The sequence below is a fragment of the Pseudomonas sp. NPDC090592 genome (genome assembly GCF_044769185.1).
Lineage (GTDB): Bacteria > Pseudomonadota > Gammaproteobacteria > Pseudomonadales > Pseudomonadaceae > Aquipseudomonas.
On sequence record NZ_JBIVXJ010000002.1, the window covers coordinates 227953 to 249131 of the forward strand.

Sequence of the window (21179 nt, forward strand, 5' to 3'; positions counted from 1 at the left end):
CTGGTGTTTCTTTTATGCGGGCTTTTTGGCTTTTTCTTTTCTTCCTGATCAGCGTACCTGCGAGTTTTGCCGAACAGCGTTGTGACGCCCATGTTCCGGTACAGCGCGCCGACCTTGGCGCCGTCAGCCTGGTGTACCAGAGCGTCGGTGCTCCGCGTGACCCGGCCTTGTTGCTGGTCATGGGCCTGGGTGGGCAACTGATCCATTGGCCGGACGATGTGGTCGAGGCCTTGTGCCGCCAGGGCTTTCGGGTCATCCGGTATGACAACCGCGATGTAGGCCTGTCACGCTGGAACCAGGTGCCACCGTCGGCCAACCTGACGGTCGAGTTGTTGCGTTACAAGTTGGGCCTGCCGGTGGCGGCGCCCTACACGCTGACCGATATGGCCGATGACGGCCTGCGCCTGATGGACGCGCTGGGTGTGCACCAGTTTCACGTACTGGGTGTAAGCATGGGCGGCATGATCGCCCAGCATTTGGCAGCCATGGCACCCGAGCGTGTACGCAGCCTGACGTTGGTCATGTCCAGCTCAGGCGCGGCGGGGCTGCCGGCGCCGGACCCGGCGCTGGTGCAATTGCTGGCCCGGCGCAGCGCGCCCAACCGCGAAGTGGCCATCGAGCAGCAGGCCGACCTGCTGGCAGCCCTGGGCAGCCCTGAAGTGCGCGATGACCGCGCTACGTTGCTGCACCAGGCGGCGGTAGCTTACGACCGGGCGTTCAACCCGGACGGGGCCAAGCGCCAGATCATGGCGATACTGGCCGAGCCGAGCCGGGTCGAGCTCTTGAACCAGTTGAGGGTGCCGACACTGGTGGTTCACGGCACGGCTGACCCGCTGCTGCCGGTGATGCATGGCGTGCATCTGGCGGCGCATATCCAGGGCAGCCAGCTGCGCCTGATTCCGGGGTTGGCGCACCGCTTTCAGGAGCCGTTCAAGGCGCCGTTGCTGGGGGCAGTGCTGCCTTACCTGCAGGCGCACAGGCAGGATGTCACGCATATCGCTGGGCTTTGAACTAAAGGCAGGCGCGGTCCATTGTGGGAGCGACTGTCTTGTTCAAGATCTGAAAGCTTGCGCAATCCCTGTGGGAGCGGGCGCGCCCGCGAACACCGGCAAAGCCGGTGCCATCCACCGCGTCGCCTGTTTCGCGGGCATGCCCGCTCCCACAGGGTTAGCGCACCCTTCCAGACTAGTGCATCCGCACCCACAAGGTCACCAGCACGGTCGCGGCCATCAGCCAGGCCACCGTGGCCAGTGCCAGCGAGGCCTCCAGGCGCAGCCGGTCGACCAGCACATACAGGGTCGCCAGGTACACGAAATACGGAATGATCGACCACATGCCGAACAGGATGGTGGTCTTCAGGTCGGCAATGCCGCGCCCCTTGCCAACGATGTAGTGGGCAATCAGGGCAAAGGTCGGGAACAGGGGTACCAGGCCGGCTATGTAGTAATTCCGCGTCTTTGACAGCACCGCCAGCAGCAGCACCACGCCAGCGCCCAAGGCAGCTTTGAATACCAGGTCCACGTTGTCTTTCCAGTTTGGGTTGAGGTCAGCCGAGGCCGTATTTCTTTACTTTGTCGAACAGGGTGGTCTTGGCCATGCCCAGTTCCTGGCTGGCCTGGCTCAGGTTGCCACCGGTGCGCTGCAGGGCATCGCTGAGCAGGTTGCGCTCGAATGCCTCCACCGCCTCGGCAAAGCCCAGCCCCTGGCTGGCGCCGCCGCTGGGGCCTTTCTTGAATGCCGGCAGGCCGAGTGCGTAGCGTTCGGCCACGTTGCGCAATTCGCGCACGTTACCCGGCCAGTCGTGGGCCATCAGGCGAGACAGGGTCTGGCTGTCCAGCGTCGGTGTTTCGCGGTCGAAGCGCAGGGCCGATTGCTGCAGAAAGTGTTCGAACAGTTGCAGGATGTCTTCGCGGCGCTCGCGCAGCGGAGGCAACTCCAGGGTTACCACATTCAGCCGGTAGTACAGGTCGCTGCGGAACTGGCCGCTCTGGCCCATGCTGTCCAGGTCGGCTTTGGTCGCAGCGATCACCCGGCAATCCACCGGGATGCTCTGGTTCGAGCCCAGGCGCTCCAGCGTGCGCTCCTGCAGCACGCGCAACAGCTTGATCTGCAGGTTGATCGGCATGCTCTCGACTTCATCGAGGAACAGCGTGCCACCGTTGGCGTGTTCGATCTTGCCGATACGGCGTTTGCCGGCGCCAGTGAAAGCGTTGGCCTCATGCCCGAAAATTTCGCTTTCGAACAGGTTTTCCGGCAGGCCGCCACAGTTCAGCGCGACGAAGGGTTGGCCCTGTCGACGGCTGCAATCATGCAGGCAGCGGGCGACCAGTTCCTTGCCGGTACCCGTCTCGCCTTCAATCAGCACGTTTGCCGAGGTATCGGCGACGTTGGCGATCAATTCGCGCAGGTGCTCCATGGCCGCCGAGCGACCGATGATCCGCCCCTCCAGGCTGCTCTGTTCGCTCAGCTGGCGGCGCAGGGCCACCACTTCGCGTGACAGCCCGCGCTGTTCGAGGGCGCGGCGCACCACGTCGACCAAGCGCTCCGGCGAGAACGGTTTTTCCATGAAGTCGTAGGCGCCATTGCGCATGGCGCCGACCGCCATGTCGATATCACCGTGACCGGTGATCAACACCACCGGCAAGCTGCGGTCCCGGGCCTTCAGGCGGTTGAGCAGCTCCAGGCCATCGATGCCCGGCAGGCGGATATCGCTGACGACGATGCCGGCGAAATCGTCGCCGATGCGTTCCAGCGCTTGTTCAGCGCTGCCCACGCCCTCGCAGGCGATATCCTCCAGGGCCAGTGCCTGCTGGCAGCCGAGCAGCACATGCGGGTCGTCTTCGACGATCAGGACGGTAAGAGGCGCTTGGTTCATGGATGCTCTGCCGATTCGCTAGGAGGTGAAACCAGGGGCAGGGCCAGGACGAAGGCCGTGCCGCCAGTGGCGGGGTGCTCGACGTTGAGGCTGCCCTTGGCGGCGGCGGCGAGGCTCGCAGACAGGGTCAGGCCCAGGCCCAGGCCATGTTCGCCCGGTTTGGTGGTGAAGAAAGGTTCGAACAGGTGCTTGCGCGCTTCGGCGTCAATGCCGTGGCCATTGTCGCGCACCTGCAAACGGTACTTGTCGCCCTGCAGTTCGCCTTCCAGCCACAGCTCCGGCAACGGTTGCGTAGCCATGGCGTCGAGGGCATTGCCGATCAGGTTGACCAGAATCTGCTCAAGGCGGGTCTGGTCGATGGCCAGCTGCTGGTCCTCGAACTGGTGATGCAACTGCAAATGGCAGGCGCTGATGCGGTTGGCCAGTACCTGCAAGGTAGCCTCAACCGCCTTGGCCAGTGAGGCCTGGCCGCTATCGTCGCCACGCCGGGCGAACGAGCGCAGGCTGGCGGTAATGCGGCCCATGCGGTCGATCAGGTCGTTCATGGTGCGCAGGTTGGCGCTGGCGGTTTCCAGCGCCCCGCGCTCGAGGAAACGCACGGTGTTGCCAGACAACGTGCGCAGCGCGGCCAGCGGCTGGTTCAGCTCATGGGCAATGCTGGTGGACATCTGCCCGATGGCGGCTAGCTTGCCAGCCTGCACCAGCTCATCCTGGGCGTGGCGCAAGGTCTGCTCGGCATGCCGGCGCTCGCGAATCTGGCCTTTCAGGCGCTCGTTGCTGGCCCGCAGGTCGGCTGTACGTTCGGTAATCCGCCGCTCCAGCTGGCTGTTGGCTTCCTCGAGGGCTTCACGGGCTGCCAGGCGAGTGGCAATGACCTTGCGCCGTTCGTTCCAGGCGATACCGAGAATTGCCAGCAGGGCAAAGGCCACCCCCACCAGGATACCTTGCACCATGGATTCGCGGCGCAGGTCCTGCAGGGGCGTCAGCAGGGTGAAATGCCAAGGGGTATCCACCAGGCGACGGGTCTGGGCCAGGTAGGAAACCTCGTGGGGTTTGCCCGTTGCGGTTTCGCTGTTGGCCGGGAAGGTGAGTTTTTCCACGCCATCGGCCAGGGTTTCCCGGGCCAGTGGCTGCAGTTCGTTGAGCGGCCACCAGTAGTACTGCAGGCTGCGCGCCAGGCGCTCCTTGATTTGCGGGGTGAGCGGGCGCACCGATTTCAGGCGCCGGGCCGGGTCGCTGGAAAGGATGATGATGCCGTTTTCGTCGCTGACGAATGCCTCCAGGCGGGCCCGCTGCCAGCGCTCTTCAAGGGTGTCCAGGCGCACCTTGATGACTGCCACGCCAATGATCTTGCCGTGTTCTTCCAGGCCATGGGCCAGGTAGTAGCCGGCTTCGCCAGTGGTGCTGCCGATGCCGTAGAAGCGCCCTGGCTCGCCACGCACGGCGGTCTGGAAGTAGGCGCGGAATGACAGGTCTTCACCGAGGAACGAATCGGCGTCGCGCCAGTTGCTGGTTGCCTGTACCCGGCCATTGGTGTCGAGGACGAAGATGGCCCGGCTGCGGCTGCGCCGGTTCAGGCCTTCAAGGTATTCGTTGACGGTTTGCCGTGAGCCGCCATCAGGGTCGGTGAGCAGGTGCGAGACGCTGTCTTCCAGCTCCAGCAGGCTCGGCAGGTAGGTGTATTTGCTGATTTCGCTTTCTACCGTGCGCGCGTGCAGCTCCAGCTGGCGCTCGCCGTTTTCGCTGAGGGTGCGAATACCGTTGCTCTCGCTGACCAGGTAGCCAGCCAAGCCCAAGCCGACCATCAGCAGGATGATCAGGGGCGGCAACAACAATTGGCGGAGCAGGCGGGAATTCACGGCAGGCTTGGCAGGGAGAAGAAGCGAAGGGTCGCATTTCATCACAGTGGCCTTGTCACGACCAGCGCCAGCAGCCCGAAAGGGCAGCGGCGCCGACCGGTTCAGGGAGGCAAAATCAGTGTTGCAGGATCTTGCTGAGGAAGTGCTGGGTACGCTCGTGGCGGGCCGACGGGTCACCGAAGAAGGCTTCCTTCTGGCAGTCCTCGATGATGTTGCCCTTGTCCATGAAGATGACGCGGTTGGCCACTTTACGGGCAAAACCCATTTCGTGGGTCACGCACATCATGGTCATGCCTTCGTGGGCCAGTTCGACCATTACGTCCAGCACTTCGTTGACCATTTCCGGGTCCAGGGCCGAGGTCGGTTCGTCGAACAGCATGACGATCGGGTCCATCGACAAGGCGCGGGCGATGGCTACACGCTGCTGCTGGCCACCGGACAACTGGCCGGGGTGCTTCTTGGCATGGGCGCCGAGGCCGACGCGGTCAAGCAGGGCCAGGCCCTTCTTGGTCGCTTCGGCCTCGCTACGGCCAAGCACCTTGCGCTGGGCGATGGTCAGGTTCTCGGTGATGGACAGGTGCGGGAACAGCTCGAAGTGCTGGAACACCATGCCAACCCGCGAGCGCAGCTTGGGCAGGTTGGTCTTCGGGTCGGCAATCGAGGTGCCATCGACCACGATGTCGCCCTTCTGGAACGGCTCCAGGGCGTTGACGCACTTGATCAGGGTGGACTTGCCGGAACCCGAAGGGCCACAGACCACCACCACTTCACCTTTCTTGACCTCGGTGCTGCAGTCGGTCAGTACCTGGAAGTCCCCGTACCACTTGTTGACGTTCTTGATGGAAATCATACGGTGATCCTTTTTTGCAGGCGCTTGACCAGCCACGAAGCGGAGAAGCTGATGATGAAGTACACGACGCCGGCGAAGATCAGGAACTCATGGGAGCGCCCGATGATGTCGCCGTTGGAGCGTGCCGAGTTGAGGAAGTCCACCAGGCCCACGGTGTACACCAGCGAGGTGTCCTGGAACAGGATGATGCTCTGCTGCAGCAGCAGCGGGGTCATCTTGCGGAAGGCCTGGGGCAGTATGATCAGGCGCATGGTCTGGCCATAGGTCATGCCCAGTGCCTGTGCAGCGCCCATCTGGCCCTTGGAGATCGACTGCACGCCGGCGCGGACGATTTCGCAGAAGTACGCAGCCTCGAACATCATGAACGCCACCACGCACGAGGTGAAGGCACCCACCGGGGTGTCCTCGCCGGTGATCCAGCGCAGCACGAACGGCACCGCCAGGTAGAACCAGGTGATTACCAGCAGCAGCGGGATGGAGCGGAAGTAGTTGACGTAGGCACCGGCCACGCGCGACAGCAGCTTGCTCGAAGACAAGCGCATGAGGGCCAGGATGGTGCCCAGCACGATACCGCCAACCACGCCCATGACCATCAGTTGCAGGGTCATGACCATGCCTTCCCACAGGGCCGGCAGGGCAGGGATGATTTCGCTGAAATCCATTTCCATTTACTTGCCCCCCACGGAAATCAGGCCAGGCACGGCAACTTTCTTCTCGACCATGCGCATCAGCAGCATCAGGCCCATGTTCAGGGTGAAGTAGATCAACGTGGCCAGGGTGAAGGCTTCGAACAGGTTGGCCGAAAACTCAGCGGTTTGCTTGGTCTGCGCCAGCAGCTCCATCAGGCCGATCAGCGAGGCGACCGAGGAGTTCTTGAACACGTTCAGGAATTCCGAGGTAAGCGGCGGAATGATGATCCGGTAGGCCTGTGGCAGCAGCACATTGGTGTAGATCTGCGGGAGGCTGAAGCCCATGGCACGGGCAGCGGCTTCCTGGCCACGGGGCAGCGCCTGGATGCCGGTACGCACTTGTTCACAGACGCGTGCGGCGGTGAACAGGCCCAGGCAGATGACCACGCTGATCAGCGCCGAGGTGGTCGGGTTGAGGTCTTGTTTGAACCATTCCTGCAGGCCTTCGGGCAGTAGGTCCGGTACCAGGAAGTACCAGATGAACAGCTGCACCAGCAGCGGCACATTGCGGAACAGCTCCACGTAGGCGGTGGCGATGCCCGATACCAGGCGGTTCGGCACGGTACGCATCACACCCAGTATCGAGCCCAGCAGCAAGGCGATGATCCAGGCGGAAATGGCGATGGCGATGGTCCAGCCCAGACCGGTGACGTACCAGTCCAGATAGGTCTCGCTGCCCACGCCGGTGGACTTGAAGAATACGCCCCAGTCCCAGTTGTAATTCATCGGGATTTCCCCTCAGACGGTTGTTTCACGGGCACCTTCCAACATCCGAGGGCGTTAAGCCCTCGGATGAAAGGTTAGACACTAACGGGTGGCCTGCAGGTTTAATTCGCGCTTTGCAGCGCAGCAGGCCACAGGCTGGGGGTCAGGACTTCTTCTCGTCCGCCGCCTTGTCGGTCGGCTCGGCGATCAGTTTCTTCAGCTCGTCGCTCATCTTGAACTGCAGGTTCAGGCCCTTTGGCGGGATCGGCTGCTGGAACCACTTGTCGTAGCTCTTGTTGACTTCGCCCGACTTGAAGTAGCCAACGATGGCGTCATCCACCGCTTTTTTGAAGGCCGCGTCATCCTTGCGCACCATACAGCCGTAGATTTCGTACGACTGTGGAGTGCCAGTGATGACCCAGTCCGACGGCTTGCGCGCCTTGGCCATTTCGCCGGCGAGCAGGGCGTCGTCCATCATGAAGGCCACGGCGCGGCCGCTTTCGAGCATGTTGAAGGCTTCACCGTGGTCCTTGGCGGAAATCACGTTCATCTTCATCTGCTTGTCGGCATTCATCGCCTTGAGCAGGCGCTCGGAGGTGGTGCCAGCGGTGGTCACCACGTTCTTGCCGGCCAGGTCCGGGAAGTCTTTGTACGCAGGTTGACCGTCCTTGACCTTGGTCAGCAGACGGGTACCGACTTCAAAGATGCCCACGGTGAAACCGACTTGTTGCTGGCGCTCGACGTTGTTGGTGGTGGAGCCGCACTCCAGGTCCACGGTGCCGTTCTGCACCAGCGGGATACGGGTCTGGGAGGTGACCAGGTTGTAACGGACCTTGATGTCCGTACCCAGTTGCTTCTTCAGGGCGTCGACGACAGCCAGCTGGATGTCATGCGAGTAGCCCACGGGCTCGGGCTTGCCGGCCAGGTAGGAAAACGGGATGGAGGAGTCGCGGTGGCCCAGGGTGATGGTGCCCGAATCCTTGATCTTCTTCAGGGTGCCAGTCAGTTCTTCGGCCATGGCCGGCGAAGCGATCACAGCGGCCGCGATGGCGGCGCCCAGCAATTGACGAACGATACGCATCAAATTTTCCTCGACGTGTTTGTTTTTTTTATGGAGCCGTTGGCGGACTCTTTCGTTCAACGAATACAGCAAGAAGCGAGTGCATTCGGCTACCAAGTGTAGAGCATGACTCGTGCCAAGCCATGGTGTCGACCTCAAAGGCGCATGGTGACGCGGCTTTGACAGTTTCAGGTTGTGTCGGGATCGTTCGTAAATCCGAATGAATTGCGCCAAAGGCAGTCGGCAATCCGAACGGTTCGCTCTCGCCGGGCGGCTGCGGTAGTACGGGTGGTAACCATGCAGTGCGTTGCGGCAGGGCCGTGGTGGTGTGCTGGTCTTTTTTGCCAAGGAGACGCCAGCCCATGAGCAGCCCCCAATTGCCCTTAGATTCCATAGACAACCTCATCGCCCAGCGTTTACCCAGGTGGCTGGTCGATCACGCGCAGCCGCAGCGGCTCGATGCACTGCGTGCAGCCCTGCGCCGGCAGGCGCATTGCCATGCACGGCTTGGTCCGGTCTTGCAGGCAATTCCTGCATTGGACACGTACGCTGCCGGCTTGCTGGAAGAAAAGCTTCGTCACAGCGGTATCCACAAGCCAGACGTAATGGGCAGCAAGGTGGGCATTACGGAGCGGGTGTGGCTGCCTAGCGTCTCACCTGCCTTGTCCTTGCCAACGTATCTTCGCCGCTCCAGACGATCACTTCTGGCTGCGGCACTGCACAATTACCACCGCAGCGAAACGCGGCCAGGGCAGTTGCGTAACGGTGAACTGCACGATAAAGCCGGTAATCGCCTGCCGATGAGTTTTTTTTCGTTTGCCTCCCTATGCCGTGCGCTAGATGCAGGAGGCAACTATCAGGCGCTGCTAAAGCAGCATCTGGAGCCACAAGACGGGCCGGAGGACGAACCTGGGCAAGCTATTTCACGCGTGCACCAATTATTCGAGCAAAGCCTCAAAGCCAATTTTGAGGTAGCCATGCGGATAGCGGCGCTGAAAGGCGAAATCGATGAGCGCAGCTACCTTCTCATGTTGCCTGAGGTGGCAGAAAAGCCGATCGTGCCTGCCGTGGTCGGGCATGTCATGCCCCGTCAATTGTACCTGCTGGGCCGCCGGATCCATGGCGTGCTGACACTTGAAGTTCGGGCGGATGCCAGTGCACCGGTGGAGTCTGTGATCCTGTGGGTGCCCGGTGACCGGCAAACGCCTGTATCCCGGCATGGCGGGTGGGCGGCGCTTGACCGGTACCTGGGGAAGCGGTTTTGTGAGCCGGCGTACCGCCGTTTTTTTGCGCGTTTCATCACTGAGCGTGAGCGCAATGATTTTTACCGGTTGCTGAATGAAAGGGTGGCCCAGGCGCAGAGCACTGTCGTGGAGCTCGATGCCCGCGATGCTTCGATAGCTGCGGCGCCTTTCGTGCACCTGCGCAGCCAGTATCTGGCCAAAATCATGGATGACGCCAAGGTGCTCGCCGTGCCAACCGACGTTGAAGACACTGAAGACCGTGAGGCAAGGCTGCAGGGTTACATGGAGCTCGGCATGAACCTGCTGAATGTGGCCAGCTTGTTGGTGCCGGTGCTTGGCGAGGTGCTCATGGTGGCAAACGCGGTACAGATTGCCGACGAAGTCTATGAAGGTTATCAGGATTGGCGTATTGGCGACCGTGAAGGGGCCATGAACCACCTGTTCAATGTAGCGGGGAACGTTGCACTGGGGGTATTGATCGGGGGTGGTAGCAAGGTTGCCTCCCATGCCTTGGGGCGTGTCGCTTTTGTCGACGATCTGGCCCCGGTGCACGTCGCGCCCGGTCACGTAAAGCTCATGGCTGAGGACCTGCCGGGTTACCAGGCGACACCGCGGCGAGGTGTTGGTGCGCAGGAATGGCTCTGGCATGTCGATGAAGTCAGCTATCGCATGCTTGATGATCAGCACGATGGCGTCCCCAGGCTCCTCCATGCAGATCGCGCCAGTGCTTATCGCCCACGCGTCACGCAAAACCCCAGCGCAGGCTGGCGACATGAACTGGAGGCACCTCAGCGCTGGACTGGCGCGGGTAATCTGGTCCGCCGGCTGAGTGTGCGCCTGGCAGAATTGCCGGACGCTACGTGTGAATACTTGTTGCAGGTTACCGGGCTGAGTGAGGCACAAATACGTCGTTTGCATGTGGAGGGTGCCGGGGCGCCCGCGCGATTGCTGGATGCATTGGAGCTTCACCAGCTTCACGAACAGCATCCGGAGTTCAGCGCGCCGCGGCTGGCCCAGGCATTTTCGCAGCGCCAATCGCGCCCGGCAGGTTTGGAGCGCGTGTTGCAGAGCGCCTTCCCAGGCCTGTCCATGCGCTGCACGCAAGATGTGCTGCAGCAGTGCAGCGGTGCCGAGCTGGGTGTGCTCAGCAATGGGCAACGCATTCCCTTGGCCCTTGCAGAAAGAGTGCGCTGGGCACTGCGAGAGAGCCGCCTTGACAGGGCATGCGCAGGGTTGCGCCTGCCGCGCTGCGTGAACCCTGATACCGAGCGCTTGGCGTTGGGGTTGCTGAGCCTCGAATTGTCCGGGCCAGAAGCGCTGCGCATCGAGCTGCGCGAGGGCAGCCCGAGCGGACGGCTTTTAGCGAGTATCGGTGCGGGTGAGGAGGAAACTGCGCGATGTGTCCTGCGACGCAGTGATGGCTATCGTTTTGGCGATCAGACTACGTCCGGCCCCTATCTCAAAGCACTCTTGGCGGCACTGGACGATGTGCAGAAAGCCGCGCTGGGTGATGCGGCGGTGAGTCCTTCAGCCTTGGGCCGGCATTTGGTCGACGCAGCCGCCGTTGACCGCAGCAAAGCAGCTGAACTCATTGGCATGACCCCGCTCGGCGCCGGCCTGCGGCCGCCAACCCGGTTGGGTGACGGGCGGTTAGGTTATGCGCTGAGCGGGCATGGCGAAAGTAGCCGTCGCGCTACTGGCCGAGGAATCCACCAAGTGTTTCCGACCCTGACGGACGACCAGCTTCAAGACTATCTGCTTGATCTGATGGCGCGACGGGTGGGGTTCTGGGAACACTACAGCCAACTGAGGGGCCAGCTTGATCGCTTGCGCAGCAGTTTGCGTCAATGGCGCCGGGATGCAGGCAACCCGCTTGATGCCATGCGTCGGCGCCGGGTAGCGACGGCGCTGCGGCGCAGCTGGCGGCGCAAGATTACCGACGCTGCCGGCGACTATGTGCTGGTGATTGAGGGCGAACGTGTTGGCAGCCTCCCCGAGCTGCCTGAAGGCGTACGTTTTGACCACGTCAGGCGTCTGGTGCTGAACGGCCTTGGGCTGACTGAAATCCCGATCGACTTTCTTCAGCGGTTTCCCAATCTGGTGGAACTGGACCTGTCCGGTAACCGCCTTGCGGCGATTCCTGCAGGCCTTGACGGTATGTCGCGCTTGCGGCATTTGAACTTGCGCCACAACAGCATCGTCATGGATGAGGCTGGTGAACGGCGCCTTGCGCAGATAACGGCGCTTCAGCGCTTGAACCTCAGCTTTAACCCGCTGGGCATGGCTCCGGTGTTGACCCGTCTTGCCAACCTGCGTGAGTTAAACCTGCGCGCAGTCGGCCTGGACGCTTTGCCGGAGCGGATTTCACTGCGTGCGCATGTGGACCTGCGAGACAACAACATTCGCCAGTTGCGGCGCGAGGTTGATCAGTTGCGTTTGCGAGTGCAACAGCTCTCACTGCATGACAACCCGTTGCGCGAAGACGACGAGGCGCTGCTCGACGAGGCAAGAGGCGTTTCTGCTGGGCAAAGCGGATCGGTTTCTGTACGCCATCAAGTGGTCGATGATGGTCTGTTGGATACTTGGGCGGGCGGTGCGCAAGGTACGGAGCGTGATAGCCAACTGGCTACCTGGTCGGCCTTGCGCCAGGAGCCGGATGCGGCTGGCCTGTTCCGTTTTCTGGCCGATTTCGCCCACACCGAAGACTTTGAACAGCACCCCGGGCATTACCGTAGCCGTATCTGGCGAATCCTTGAGGCGTGCGAGCAGCATGCGCAGCTGCGCCAGCGTTTGTTCCTCGAAGCTTCGGGACCTCGCACTTGTGAAGACAGGTTGCTTATGGTTCTCGAGCAACTGGAACTGAGCGTCATGGTCGAACGTGCTGTCGAAGATGCCAGGGGGCATCGTATCGAGGCCCGGCTGCTTGGCCTGGCACGCGGGTTATTTCGCCTGGACGAGGTAGACCGCCAAGCGTCGCTGCACCTGCAGCGCATGCGCGCCGAACGCGCCCCGCAGATCGATGAGATCGAGGTCAGGTTGTACTACCGACAGCGGCTTGCGCGTGCGCTGGGTTTACCGATCGAAATCGACGATATGCATTACCCGGGTTTCGCGAACTTGACCACCAGTGACCTGTTGCGGGTACAGAACCAGGTGCTGCAACGTGAAACGCCTGAAGCGCTGGTCGCATCGCTCGCACAAAGGCCCTTCTGGGACCACTATGCCCGGGAGTTTCATGCTCAACGGTTCGAGGAAATCCTTGAACCATTGCATCAACGCATGGAGACGTTGCAAAGCCAGGTAGAGGCGGGGGTTATCGATGAGGGTGAGTTTCTCAGGCGTTGCGATGCCTTGAAGACGGATTACGACAGCAGCGAACGATCACTGGCTCAACGCCTGGCGTGGGAAGCGTATGAACGATGGGGAGCACGCCCTCCTGAATGACTCCAAGTGGACGTGCCCGGCCACTCAGGCTGCGCGGACCTTGTCGGTTCGTTGCAGATAGCCATGCAGTGCGAGTTGCTCCTGTGCCGTCATCGACAGGCCCAGCTTGCCGCGTCGCCACAGGATGTCATCTGCGCTCGCGGCCCATTCCTGCTGCACGAGATAATCCACCTCGCGGGTGAAAAGCCCTGCACCGATTGCCTGGCCCAGATCCTCGGGGCCGTTGACCCCATCGAGCAGCCGCCACACGCGGCTGCCGTAAGCCAGTACCCAACGTTTGGCGATGTCGGCTGGTAGCCAGCCGCAGCGCGCCATCACGGCATCGACCAGCGCCTGTACCGTGCTCATGTTTTCACCGCCCGGCAGTGGCGCGCTGGCGGTCCAGCTGCCGCGCATCTGGGTGAAGAACGGCTTGAGTTCGGCCATGGCCGACTCGGCCAGCTTGCGGTAGGTGGTCAGTTTACCGCCAAAAACCGACAGCAGCGGGGCCTGGTCAGCCTCTTCGGACAAGGCCAGCGTGTAGTCGCGGGTGACTGCCGACGGGTTATCCGACTCGTCGTTGCACAGCGGGCGTACGCCAGAATAGGTGTGCAGGATGTCACTGCGGCCCAGTTGATGGTTGAAGTGCGCGTTGACGACTTTCAGCAGGTAGTCGGTTTCGCCGTCGGTAATCGCGACCTTTGCGGGGTCGCCACTGTATTCGCGGTCAGTGGTGCCAATCAGGGTGAATCGATCCAGATAGGGAATGCAGAAGACGATGCGCTGGTCTTCGTTCTGCAGGATGTAGGCATGTTCGCCCTCGTACAGGCGCGGCACGATGAGATGACTGCCCTGGATCAGGCGAATACCGTAGGGCGCGTCGAGCTTCAGGTCGTCCTTGATGAAACTGGCCACCCAAGGCCCAGCAGCATTTACCAGTGCGCGAGCGCGAATGCGCTGCTGGCTGCCGTCGGCATGCTGCAGTTCAACCTGCCACAGGCCATCGACACGTTCGGCGCGCAGGCAGCGGGTACGGGTATGAATGTGCGCGCCATGTTCGCGGGCGGCCATGGCATTGAGCACGACCAGGCGGGCGTCATCCACAGCGCAGTCGGCGTATTCGAAGCCACGGGTGATAGCCGGCTTGAGCGGGTAGCCCGGGCCGAAGCGCAGGCTGCGCGAGGCACCCAGGCGCTTGCGCTTGCCCAGGTGGTCGTACAGGAACAGGCCGGCGCGAATCATCCAGGCCGGGCGCAGGTGAGGGCGGTGTGGCAGCACGAAGCGCATCGGTTTGACGATGTGCGGGGCCTTGGCCAGCAACACTTCGCGCTCGGCCAGTGCCTCGCGGACCAGACGGAACTCGTAATGCTCCAGGTAACGCAGGCCACCGTGGATCAGCTTGCTGCTGGCCGACGAGGTGTGCTGGGCCAGATCGTCCTTTTCGCAAAGGAAAACCTTCAGGCCACGACCCGCGGCGTCGGCAGCGATGCCCACGCCATTGATGCCACCGCCGATCACGGCGAGGTCATAGCAGTCGGCGAGTGGTGGCTGGGACGAAACGGGCTGGGACACGGGCAAGGCCTCCTGAGGCTGGTCGCATCGAATATGAACATCGATGTTCGTTTCCGAAAATACTAGCGCAACATTAGGCCGGTCGCCAGTCAGTCTTTATAGAAAAAACTGATCAGATGACAATAAAGTGAACATTTACGAAGATTTTGGGTGATCGGGGGTGATCGGTTTGAGAGGTGTGGCGCTTATGAGATCGAGCGCCGCCCGCGCGGCGCTTCGCGGGGCAAGCCCGCTCCCACATTTGTTTCGGGCCAATCAATCCTGTGCTGTTGGTGCGCGGCCCCTTGTTTGTACGACGCGATATCGAGCCATGCGCCAAGAGGGGCCGCGCGCCTATGCCTCAGGACTCACTGGCCCGAAACAAATGTGGGAGCGGGCTTGCCCCGCGAAGCGCCGCGCGGGCGGCGCTCGATCTCACAGGCGCCATAACCCTAGCGGCATGCGCCTGTCAGCCCTCAAACCACCTCAAGCCGTATCTTGTACTGGTTGAGCAGTTGGGTGAGGGCGGGGGTGGGTGCCTGGTCGGTCACCAGGCAGTCGACCAGGCTGATGGAACCCAGGCGCACCATGGCATTGCGCCCGAACTTGCTGGAGTCGGCGGCGAGGATCACTTGCCGGGCATTGGCGATGATCGCCTGGGATACCCGCACTTCCTGATAGTCGAAGTCGAGCAGGCTGCCGTCCTCGTCGATACCGCTGATGCCCACCAGGGCGAAATCAACCTTGAACTGGTTGATGAAGTCGACGCTGGCCTGGCCCACCACACCACCGTCGCGGCGCACCGTGCCGCCCGCCACCAGCACTTCGAAATCATCCTTGGCGGCCAGGATTGCAGCCACGTGCAAATTGTTGGTGATGACCTTCAGGTGGTTGTGGTTCAGCAGTGCACGGGCGATGGATTCGGTGGTGGTGCCGATGTTGATGAACACCGAGGCATGATCGGGAATCTGTCGGGCCACGGCTTCGGCGATGCGTTGCTTTTCGTCGCGCATCTGGTCGGCACGCATCGCATAGGCGGTGTTTTCGATGCTCGAATCATAAGCCGCGCCGCCGTGGTAACGGCGTAGCAGATTGAGCTCGGCAAGCTGGTTGATGTCACGACGGATGGTTTGCGGTGTCACGACGAACAGCTGCGCCATTTCTTCGATACTGACATAACCGCGCTCGCGCACCAGTTCGAGGATTTGTTGTTGGCGGGGGGGCAGATTCATGGGCGGTCCTTTGGGGCTGCCGGACAAATTCTGCAATGATGCCGTAGGAAGGGGACTACGGCCAGTAGACGAATAGCCTCAACTCCCTGGTGCTTGCCTGAATCTCTGTGGGAGCGGGCGTGCCCGCGATCACCGGCGCAGCCGGTGCCATGCACCGCGCTGGATTCTTCGCGGGCACGCCCGCTCCCACAGGGTACGCGGTGCGCCCGGCATCAGTTTTCTGCGCGACAGTGGGTGATCTCCCACAGGGGCCGCAGCATTGCTCAGGCGCTTCAGGCCTCGTGATCTTCCCAGTCGCGGGTACGTTCGACGGCCTTCTGCCAGCCGGCATACAGCTTCTCTTTTTGCGTATCATCCAGTTGTGGGCTGAACTCGCGCTCGATGATTGCCTTGTCCCGCAGTTCCTCCAGCCCGCTCCAGAAGCCGCAAGCCAGGCCGGCCAGGTAAGCGGCGCCCAGGGCTGTGGTTTCGCGCATTTTCGGGCGCTCCACGCAGGTACCCAGGATGTCGGCCTGGAATTGCATGAGGAAGTTGTTGGCCACCGCGCCACCGTCCACGCGCAGCTCGGACAGGCGCTGGCCACAGTCCTGCTGCATGGCATCGAGCACGTCGCGGGTCTGGTAGGCGATCGACTCCAGCGCGGCGCGGATGATGTGGTCCACTTTCACGCCACGGGTCAGGCCGAACAGCGCACCGCGGGCATAAGGGTCCCAGTACGGTGCACCCAGGCCGGTAAACGCCGGTACCAGGTACACGCCATTGCTGTCCTTGACCTTGCTGGCAAAGTATTCGGTATCCAGCGCGTCGTTGACGATCTTCAGTTCGTCACGCAGCCACTGTACGGTGGAGCCACCATTGAACACCGCGCCTTCCAGTGCATAGGCCACTTCGCCGCGCGGGCCGCAAGCGATGGTGGTGAGCAGGCCGTGGGACGACTTTACCGCCTGGGCGCCGGTGTTCATCAGCAGGAAGCAACCGGTGCCATAGGTGTTCTTGGCTTGGCCCGGCTCCACGCACATCTGGCCGAACAGCGCCGATTGCTGGTCACCCGCGATACCGGCGATGGCAATGCCGCTCTTGGTGTGCCCGTACACCTCGGAGGAAGGGCGAACTTCGGGCAGCATCTGCCGCGGGATACCCAGGATTTCCAGCAGCTTGTCGTCCCACTGCAGGCTATGGATGTTGAACATCAGCGTGCGCGAGGCGTTGGTGTAGTCGGTGACGTGCACCTTGCCGCCGGAAAACTTCCAGATCAGCCAGGTATCGATGGTGCCGAACAGCAGTTCGCCGCGCTCGGCGCGTTCACGGGCACCTTCGACGTTGTCGAGGATCCACTTCAGCTTGGTGCCGGAGAAGTACGGGTCGGTGACCAGGCCGGTGGTTTCGCGAATGTAGTCCTCATGGCCGTCACGCTTGAGCTGGGCACAGATTTCGGTACTGCGGCGGCACTGCCAGACGACGGCGTTGTACACCGGGCGGCCGGTTTCCTTGTCCCACACCACGGTGGTTTCACGCTGGTTGGTGATACCGATTGCGGCAACCTGGGCGTGGCTGATGCCAGCCTGGGCCAAGGCCTCGACCATGGTCGCGCTCTGTGTGGCGAAGATTTCCATCGGGTCGTGTTCGACCCAGCCCGCCTGCGGGTAGTGCTGGGCGAACTCGCGCTGGGAGGTACCCACCACATTGGCATCGCGGTCGAAAATGATGGCCCGCGAACTGGTGGTGCCCTGGTCCAGGGCGATGATGTAGTTCTTATCCTGGGTGTCTGTCATGGTCGTAGGCCTTGCAAAAATAGGGGGTCAGGGCTGGGCGTGATGCCGGCATCAATTGACTTGAGTATCGCCCTGGCGGTTGTCATTTGTCTCAGGGTTCGCGGCAGGCGCGATCGGCAGGTTGCGGGCAATCAGGCCACGATAGGTCGCGGCGCCCAGGCAAGCGCCAAGGATCGGTGCCAGCACCGGAACCAGGAAATAAGGAATGTCCCGTCCGCCAGTGAAGGCGATTTCGCCCCAGCCGGCCAGGAAGGTCATGAGTTTTGGCCCGAAATCGCGGGCAGGGTTCATGGCAAAGCCGGTCAGCGGGCCCATGGCGCTGCCGATCACGGCGATCAGCAGGCCGATCAGCAGCGGTGCCATGGCGCCGCGCGGCAAGCCGTTGTTGTCGTCAGTCAGGGCCATGATCACCGCCATCAGGATGGCAGTGATCACCACTTCAACCAGGAACGCCTGGCCGGTGGACAACGAAGGATGTGGGTAGGTGGAGAACACCGAGGCCAGCTCCAGGCTGGCTTCGCTACCGCGCAACATGGCGTGGGCCTGTTCGAAATCGAAGAACAAGCTGCTGTACAAGGTGTAGACCAGGGCAGCGCCACAGAACGCACCGCATACCTGGGCCAGCATGTAGAAAGGCAGCTTGCGTTTGTCAAAACCGGCGAACAGGGTGAGGGCGATGCTTACGGCCGGGTTCAGGTGTGCACCGGAAATGCCGGCAGTGAGGTAGATGGCCATACTTACGCCAACGCCCCAGATGATGCTGATTTCCCACAGGCCGAAGCTGGCGCCAGCGACTTTGAGCGCGGCCACACAGCCGGTACCGAAGAAGATCAACAGTGCGGTGCCGAGGAACTCGGCCAGGCATTGGCTGGACAGCGTGGGTTGGCGTAGAGCAGTCGTCATGTATGACCTCGTTTTTTTTGTTGTGAGGCGCGTGGCGCTCGACAGCAAAGCCCGGTGCCGATCCCCATTGACCCCGGGCAGATACAGGAAACGCACCTTAAAAGTGCGCTATTTGTTCAGAAGCGAAAAAATATAGACAAGAAACGCTGATGTCAAAGGTCGAAAGTGAACGCCCAGTCACGAAATGGCCGCTAAAATCAGCTGCGGATCCCCGTACTAGACGTGTGCGATTGCGGTGCGCTGGCTGCACTGTGGGAATTGTCCTAAAGTAGCCGCCGAGCCGTACCTGACCGGAGCCCTTGCATGACCCCCGCCCTAGACCTGTTGAAGAAGCACCGCGCCGAGCACCGCGTGCACAGTTATGAGCATGACCCGAAATCGGCGTCCTACGGCCTGGAGGCGGCGGAAAAGCTCGGGCTTGATCCACAGCAGGTGTTCAAGACCTTGCTGGCAAGCAGTGAGAAGGGCGAGTTGCTGGTGGCGGTTGTGCCGGTGGTCGGTACGCTGGACCTCAAGGCCCTGGCCCATGCTGCCGGGGTAAAGAAGTGCGAGATGGCAGACCCTGCAGCAGCGCAACGGGCCACGGGGTATCTGGTCGGCGGGATCAGCCCTTTGGGGCAGAAGAAACGTCTGCGCACGTTCATCGACGATTCAGCGCAGAACTTTGCAACCATCCATGTCAGTGCCGGACGGCGTGGACTGGAGGTGGAGTTGGCGGCAGCGGTGCTGGCCGAGCATACCCAGGGCAAGTTTGCCGGGATTGGCCGGGGCTGAGATTTTTGGGGCTGCTTTGCAGCCCTTCGCGGGCTTGCCCGCTCCCACAAGTACAGCGCTACCTTCAGGGCTTGTGGTGATCCTGTGGGAGCTGGCTTGCCGGCGATGGGCCGCGAAGCGGCCCCAAGGATCTGGAATCAGGTCGCCGAGCTGTACCGGCGAACGCCGTTCTCCTGCCGCGGCAACTGCGCCGCCACACTGCCCGGCACCGGGAACAGCACCAGGTGATCGGCTTTCACCGCAATCCCCACATCGCCACCGACCTGATGGTCGACATGGCTGGGGAAAATCGCTTCCAGCTGGCTGCCGGTTGGCAGCTGCAGGCGGTACAAGGTCGATGCCCCAAGGAAACTCTTGCCAACGATGGCCGCCCGCAGCGGGCTGTCTGGCGCATGAACGATATCGTCGGGGCGCAACAGCACATCCACCGAGCTGCCCGGCGCCATTATGTAGGCGCGGTTGCCGCGCAGTTCACCCAGTTCGGTATTGACCGCTTCGTGGCTGCTCATCTGTCCACGGATGAAGTAACCCTGGCCAACGAAGCTGGCCACGAAGGGCGTCTGCGGCTCGTGGTAAAGATTGTAGGGCGTGTCCCACTGCTCCAGGCGGCCTTCCTTGAACACGCCTACCTGGTCGCTGACGGCAAAGGCTTCTTCCTGGTCATGGGTCACCAGGATGGCGCTGGTGCCACGGCTCTTGAGAATGTCGCGAACCTCATGGCTCAGGCGCCGGCGCAGCTCAACGTCAAGGTTGGAAAACGGTTCGTCGAGCAGCAGCAGCTGGGGTTCAGGCGCCAGCGCACGGGCCAGTGCGACCCGTTGCTGCTGGCCGCCAGAAAGCTCATGGGGGTAACGCCCACCCAGGCCGCCCAGCTTGACCAGCTCGAGCATCTCTTCGATGACCTCGGCCTGCCGCGGGTGCTTGGCGATGCCAAAGGCAATGTTCTGCGCCACGGTCAGGTGCGGGAACAGCGCGTAGTCCTGGAACACCATGCCGATGCGGCGCTTTTCCGGGGCCAGGGTGAAACCAGCGCGGGAAATCACGTCCCCAGCCAGCTGGATCTCACCTTCGTGTACCGGTTCGAAGCCGGCAATGGCGCGCAAGGTAGTGGTTTTGCCACAACCGGATGAACCCAGCAGGCAACCGATGTCGCCTGCGTTCAGGTGCAGGTTGAGGTTCTGGACGATGCGCTGGTCGCCATAGCCGCAGGCGAGGTTACGCAGGTTGAGCAGTAGGGTTTGACTCATGCGTGGTGGTAAGCCGGTTCTACAAGGAATTCGAGAAGCGCCTTCTGTGCATGCAGGCGGTTTTCAGCCTCGTCCCAGGCGACCGAACGTGGGTCGTCGAGCAGGTCCTGGCTGATTTCCTCGCCACGGTGGGCGGGCAGGCAGTGCATGAAGAGGACATCGGGTGCCGCCAGGTCGAGCAGTTCGCGGGTGACCTGGTAAGGCGCGAAATGCGCCAGGCGCCGTGCAGTTTCCTCCTCTTGGCCCATCGAAGTCCAGACATCAGTGACTACCAGGTGTGCGCCGCGCACGGCTTCCTTGGCATCACGGATGATCTGCACGCGGTCGCCGCCCAGGGCCATGAAGCGCTCATCCGGTTCGTAGCCTTCGGGGCAGGCGATGCGCAGCTGGAAATCGAACTGCCGGGCGGCCTCGATATAAGAGTTGCACATGTTGAAGCCATCGCCGATCCAGGTCACGGTCTTGCCTTGGATCGAACCGCGGTGTTCAAGGAACGTCTGCATGTCGGCCAGCAGCTGGCACGGGTGCGACTCGTCGGACAGGCCGTTGATCACCGGCACGCGCGATTTGGCGGCGAATTCGGTCAGGGTGCTGTGGGCGTGGGTACGGATCATCACCACGTCGAGCATGCTCGACAGCACGATGGCGCTGTCACCAATCGGCTCGCCACGGCCCAGCTGCGTGTCGCGTGGCGACAGGAAGATGGCCTGGCCACCAAGCTGGATCATGCCGGCCTCGAACGATACGCGGGTGCGGGTCGAGGACTTCTCGAAGATCATGCCCAGCACACGGCTCTTCAGGGGCTCGAACAGCACGCCTCGCTTGCGCAGGTCCTTCAGCTCGATGCCGCGGCGGATCACCCCGAGCAATTCGTCGGTGGTGAAGTCCAGCAGGGAGAGAAAGTGCCTAGCGCTCATGATTGACTACCTTATCTGCAACGGTATGCAGGTCGACCGTATGGTTTTTTTTGACAACGGGAGTGACCTGCGGCGTAA

At 62.0% G+C, this 21179-nt stretch carries 16 protein-coding genes; 3 read left to right on the forward strand and 13 right to left on the reverse strand.

All coding sequences use genetic code 11. From position 1 onward, the window contains the following. The first annotated feature begins 14 nt into the window (after positions 1-14). The gene (locus tag ACIQUI_RS02570) at positions 15-1010 is read left to right on the forward strand and encodes an alpha/beta fold hydrolase (RefSeq protein WP_403194712.1); all 996 of its coding nucleotides are present in this window, start codon (positions 15-17) and stop codon (positions 1008-1010) included. 175 nt (positions 1011-1185) lie between these two features. On the opposite strand, the gene ACIQUI_RS02575 is transcribed toward ACIQUI_RS02570, so the two are convergent. The 7 genes from ACIQUI_RS02575 to ACIQUI_RS02605 form a co-directional block, all read right to left on the reverse strand. Then, positions 1186-1521: a GlpM family protein gene (locus tag ACIQUI_RS02575; protein ID WP_403194714.1), complete on the reverse strand. Its 336-nt coding sequence runs from the start codon at positions 1519-1521 to the stop codon at positions 1186-1188. Between the two features lie 25 nt (positions 1522-1546). Beyond that, positions 1547-2875, reverse strand: a complete 1329-nt coding sequence (locus ACIQUI_RS02580; protein WP_403194715.1) for a sigma-54-dependent transcriptional regulator — start codon at positions 2873-2875, stop codon at positions 1547-1549. Then, entirely contained in the window at positions 2872-4776 is a 1905-nt protein-coding gene (locus ACIQUI_RS02585) for an ATP-binding protein (RefSeq protein ID WP_403194717.1), read from the reverse strand. Before ACIQUI_RS02585 ends, ACIQUI_RS02580 begins: the two co-directional genes overlap by 4 nt. Before the next feature lie 73 nt (positions 4777-4849). Beyond that, on the reverse strand, positions 4850-5584 hold the full coding sequence (locus ACIQUI_RS02590) for an amino acid ABC transporter ATP-binding protein (RefSeq protein ID WP_201173783.1): 735 nt from the start codon (positions 5582-5584) through the stop codon (positions 4850-4852). Continuing rightward, on the reverse strand, positions 5581-6252 hold the full coding sequence (locus tag ACIQUI_RS02595) for an amino acid ABC transporter permease (protein WP_201201001.1): 672 nt from the start codon (positions 6250-6252) through the stop codon (positions 5581-5583). The genes ACIQUI_RS02590 and ACIQUI_RS02595 overlap by 4 nt, the downstream gene beginning before the upstream one ends. Then, positions 6253-6999, reverse strand: a complete 747-nt coding sequence (locus tag ACIQUI_RS02600) for an amino acid ABC transporter permease (protein WP_403194720.1) — start codon at positions 6997-6999, stop codon at positions 6253-6255. Between the two features lie 142 nt (positions 7000-7141). Then, positions 7142-8059 carry a glutamate/aspartate ABC transporter substrate-binding protein gene (locus ACIQUI_RS02605; RefSeq protein ID WP_391137335.1) on the reverse strand — a complete coding sequence of 306 codons (918 nt, stop codon included), beginning with the start codon at positions 8057-8059 and terminating at the stop codon, positions 7142-7144. A gap of 341 nt (positions 8060-8400) precedes the next feature. On the opposite strand from ACIQUI_RS02605, the gene ACIQUI_RS02610 reads away from it, so the two are divergent. Beyond that, entirely contained in the window at positions 8401-12726 is a 4326-nt protein-coding gene (locus ACIQUI_RS02610; protein ID WP_403194722.1) for an NEL-type E3 ubiquitin ligase domain-containing protein, read from the forward strand. Positions 12727-12750: 24 nt separating this feature from the next. Here ACIQUI_RS02610 and glpD read toward each other — a convergent pair whose 3' ends face one another. The 4 genes from glpD to ACIQUI_RS02630 form a co-directional block, all read right to left on the reverse strand. After that, the gene (gene glpD, locus ACIQUI_RS02615) at positions 12751-14277 is read right to left on the reverse strand and encodes a glycerol-3-phosphate dehydrogenase (RefSeq protein ID WP_403194724.1); all 1527 of its coding nucleotides are present in this window, start codon (positions 14275-14277) and stop codon (positions 12751-12753) included. A gap of 455 nt (positions 14278-14732) precedes the next feature. Next, positions 14733-15488: a DNA-binding transcriptional repressor GlpR gene (gene glpR, locus ACIQUI_RS02620; protein ID WP_403194726.1), complete on the reverse strand. Its 756-nt coding sequence runs from the start codon at positions 15486-15488 to the stop codon at positions 14733-14735. Positions 15489-15760: 272 nt separating this feature from the next. Further along, positions 15761-17260, reverse strand: coding sequence for a glycerol kinase GlpK (glpK, locus tag ACIQUI_RS02625; protein ID WP_403194729.1), 1500 nt, complete (start codon positions 17258-17260; stop codon positions 15761-15763). A gap of 51 nt (positions 17261-17311) precedes the next feature. Next, positions 17312-18163: an MIP/aquaporin family protein gene (locus ACIQUI_RS02630; protein WP_403194731.1), complete on the reverse strand. Its 852-nt coding sequence runs from the start codon at positions 18161-18163 to the stop codon at positions 17312-17314. A 303-nt stretch (positions 18164-18466) separates the two neighbouring features. Here ACIQUI_RS02630 and ybaK point away from each other — a divergent pair, with 303 nt between their 5' ends. Further along, positions 18467-18937 carry a Cys-tRNA(Pro) deacylase gene (gene ybaK / locus ACIQUI_RS02635; protein WP_016488787.1) on the forward strand — a complete coding sequence of 157 codons (471 nt, stop codon included), beginning with the start codon at positions 18467-18469 and terminating at the stop codon, positions 18935-18937. A 137-nt stretch (positions 18938-19074) separates the two neighbouring features. On the opposite strand, the gene ACIQUI_RS02640 is transcribed toward ybaK, so the two are convergent. Next, positions 19075-20184, reverse strand: a complete 1110-nt coding sequence (locus ACIQUI_RS02640; RefSeq protein ID WP_403194733.1) for an ABC transporter ATP-binding protein — start codon at positions 20182-20184, stop codon at positions 19075-19077. Further along, positions 20181-21101 carry an ornithine carbamoyltransferase gene (gene argF / locus ACIQUI_RS02645; RefSeq protein WP_403194735.1) on the reverse strand — a complete coding sequence of 307 codons (921 nt, stop codon included), beginning with the start codon at positions 21099-21101 and terminating at the stop codon, positions 20181-20183. Before argF ends, ACIQUI_RS02640 begins: the two co-directional genes overlap by 4 nt. Positions 21102-21179 lie beyond the last annotated feature (78 nt).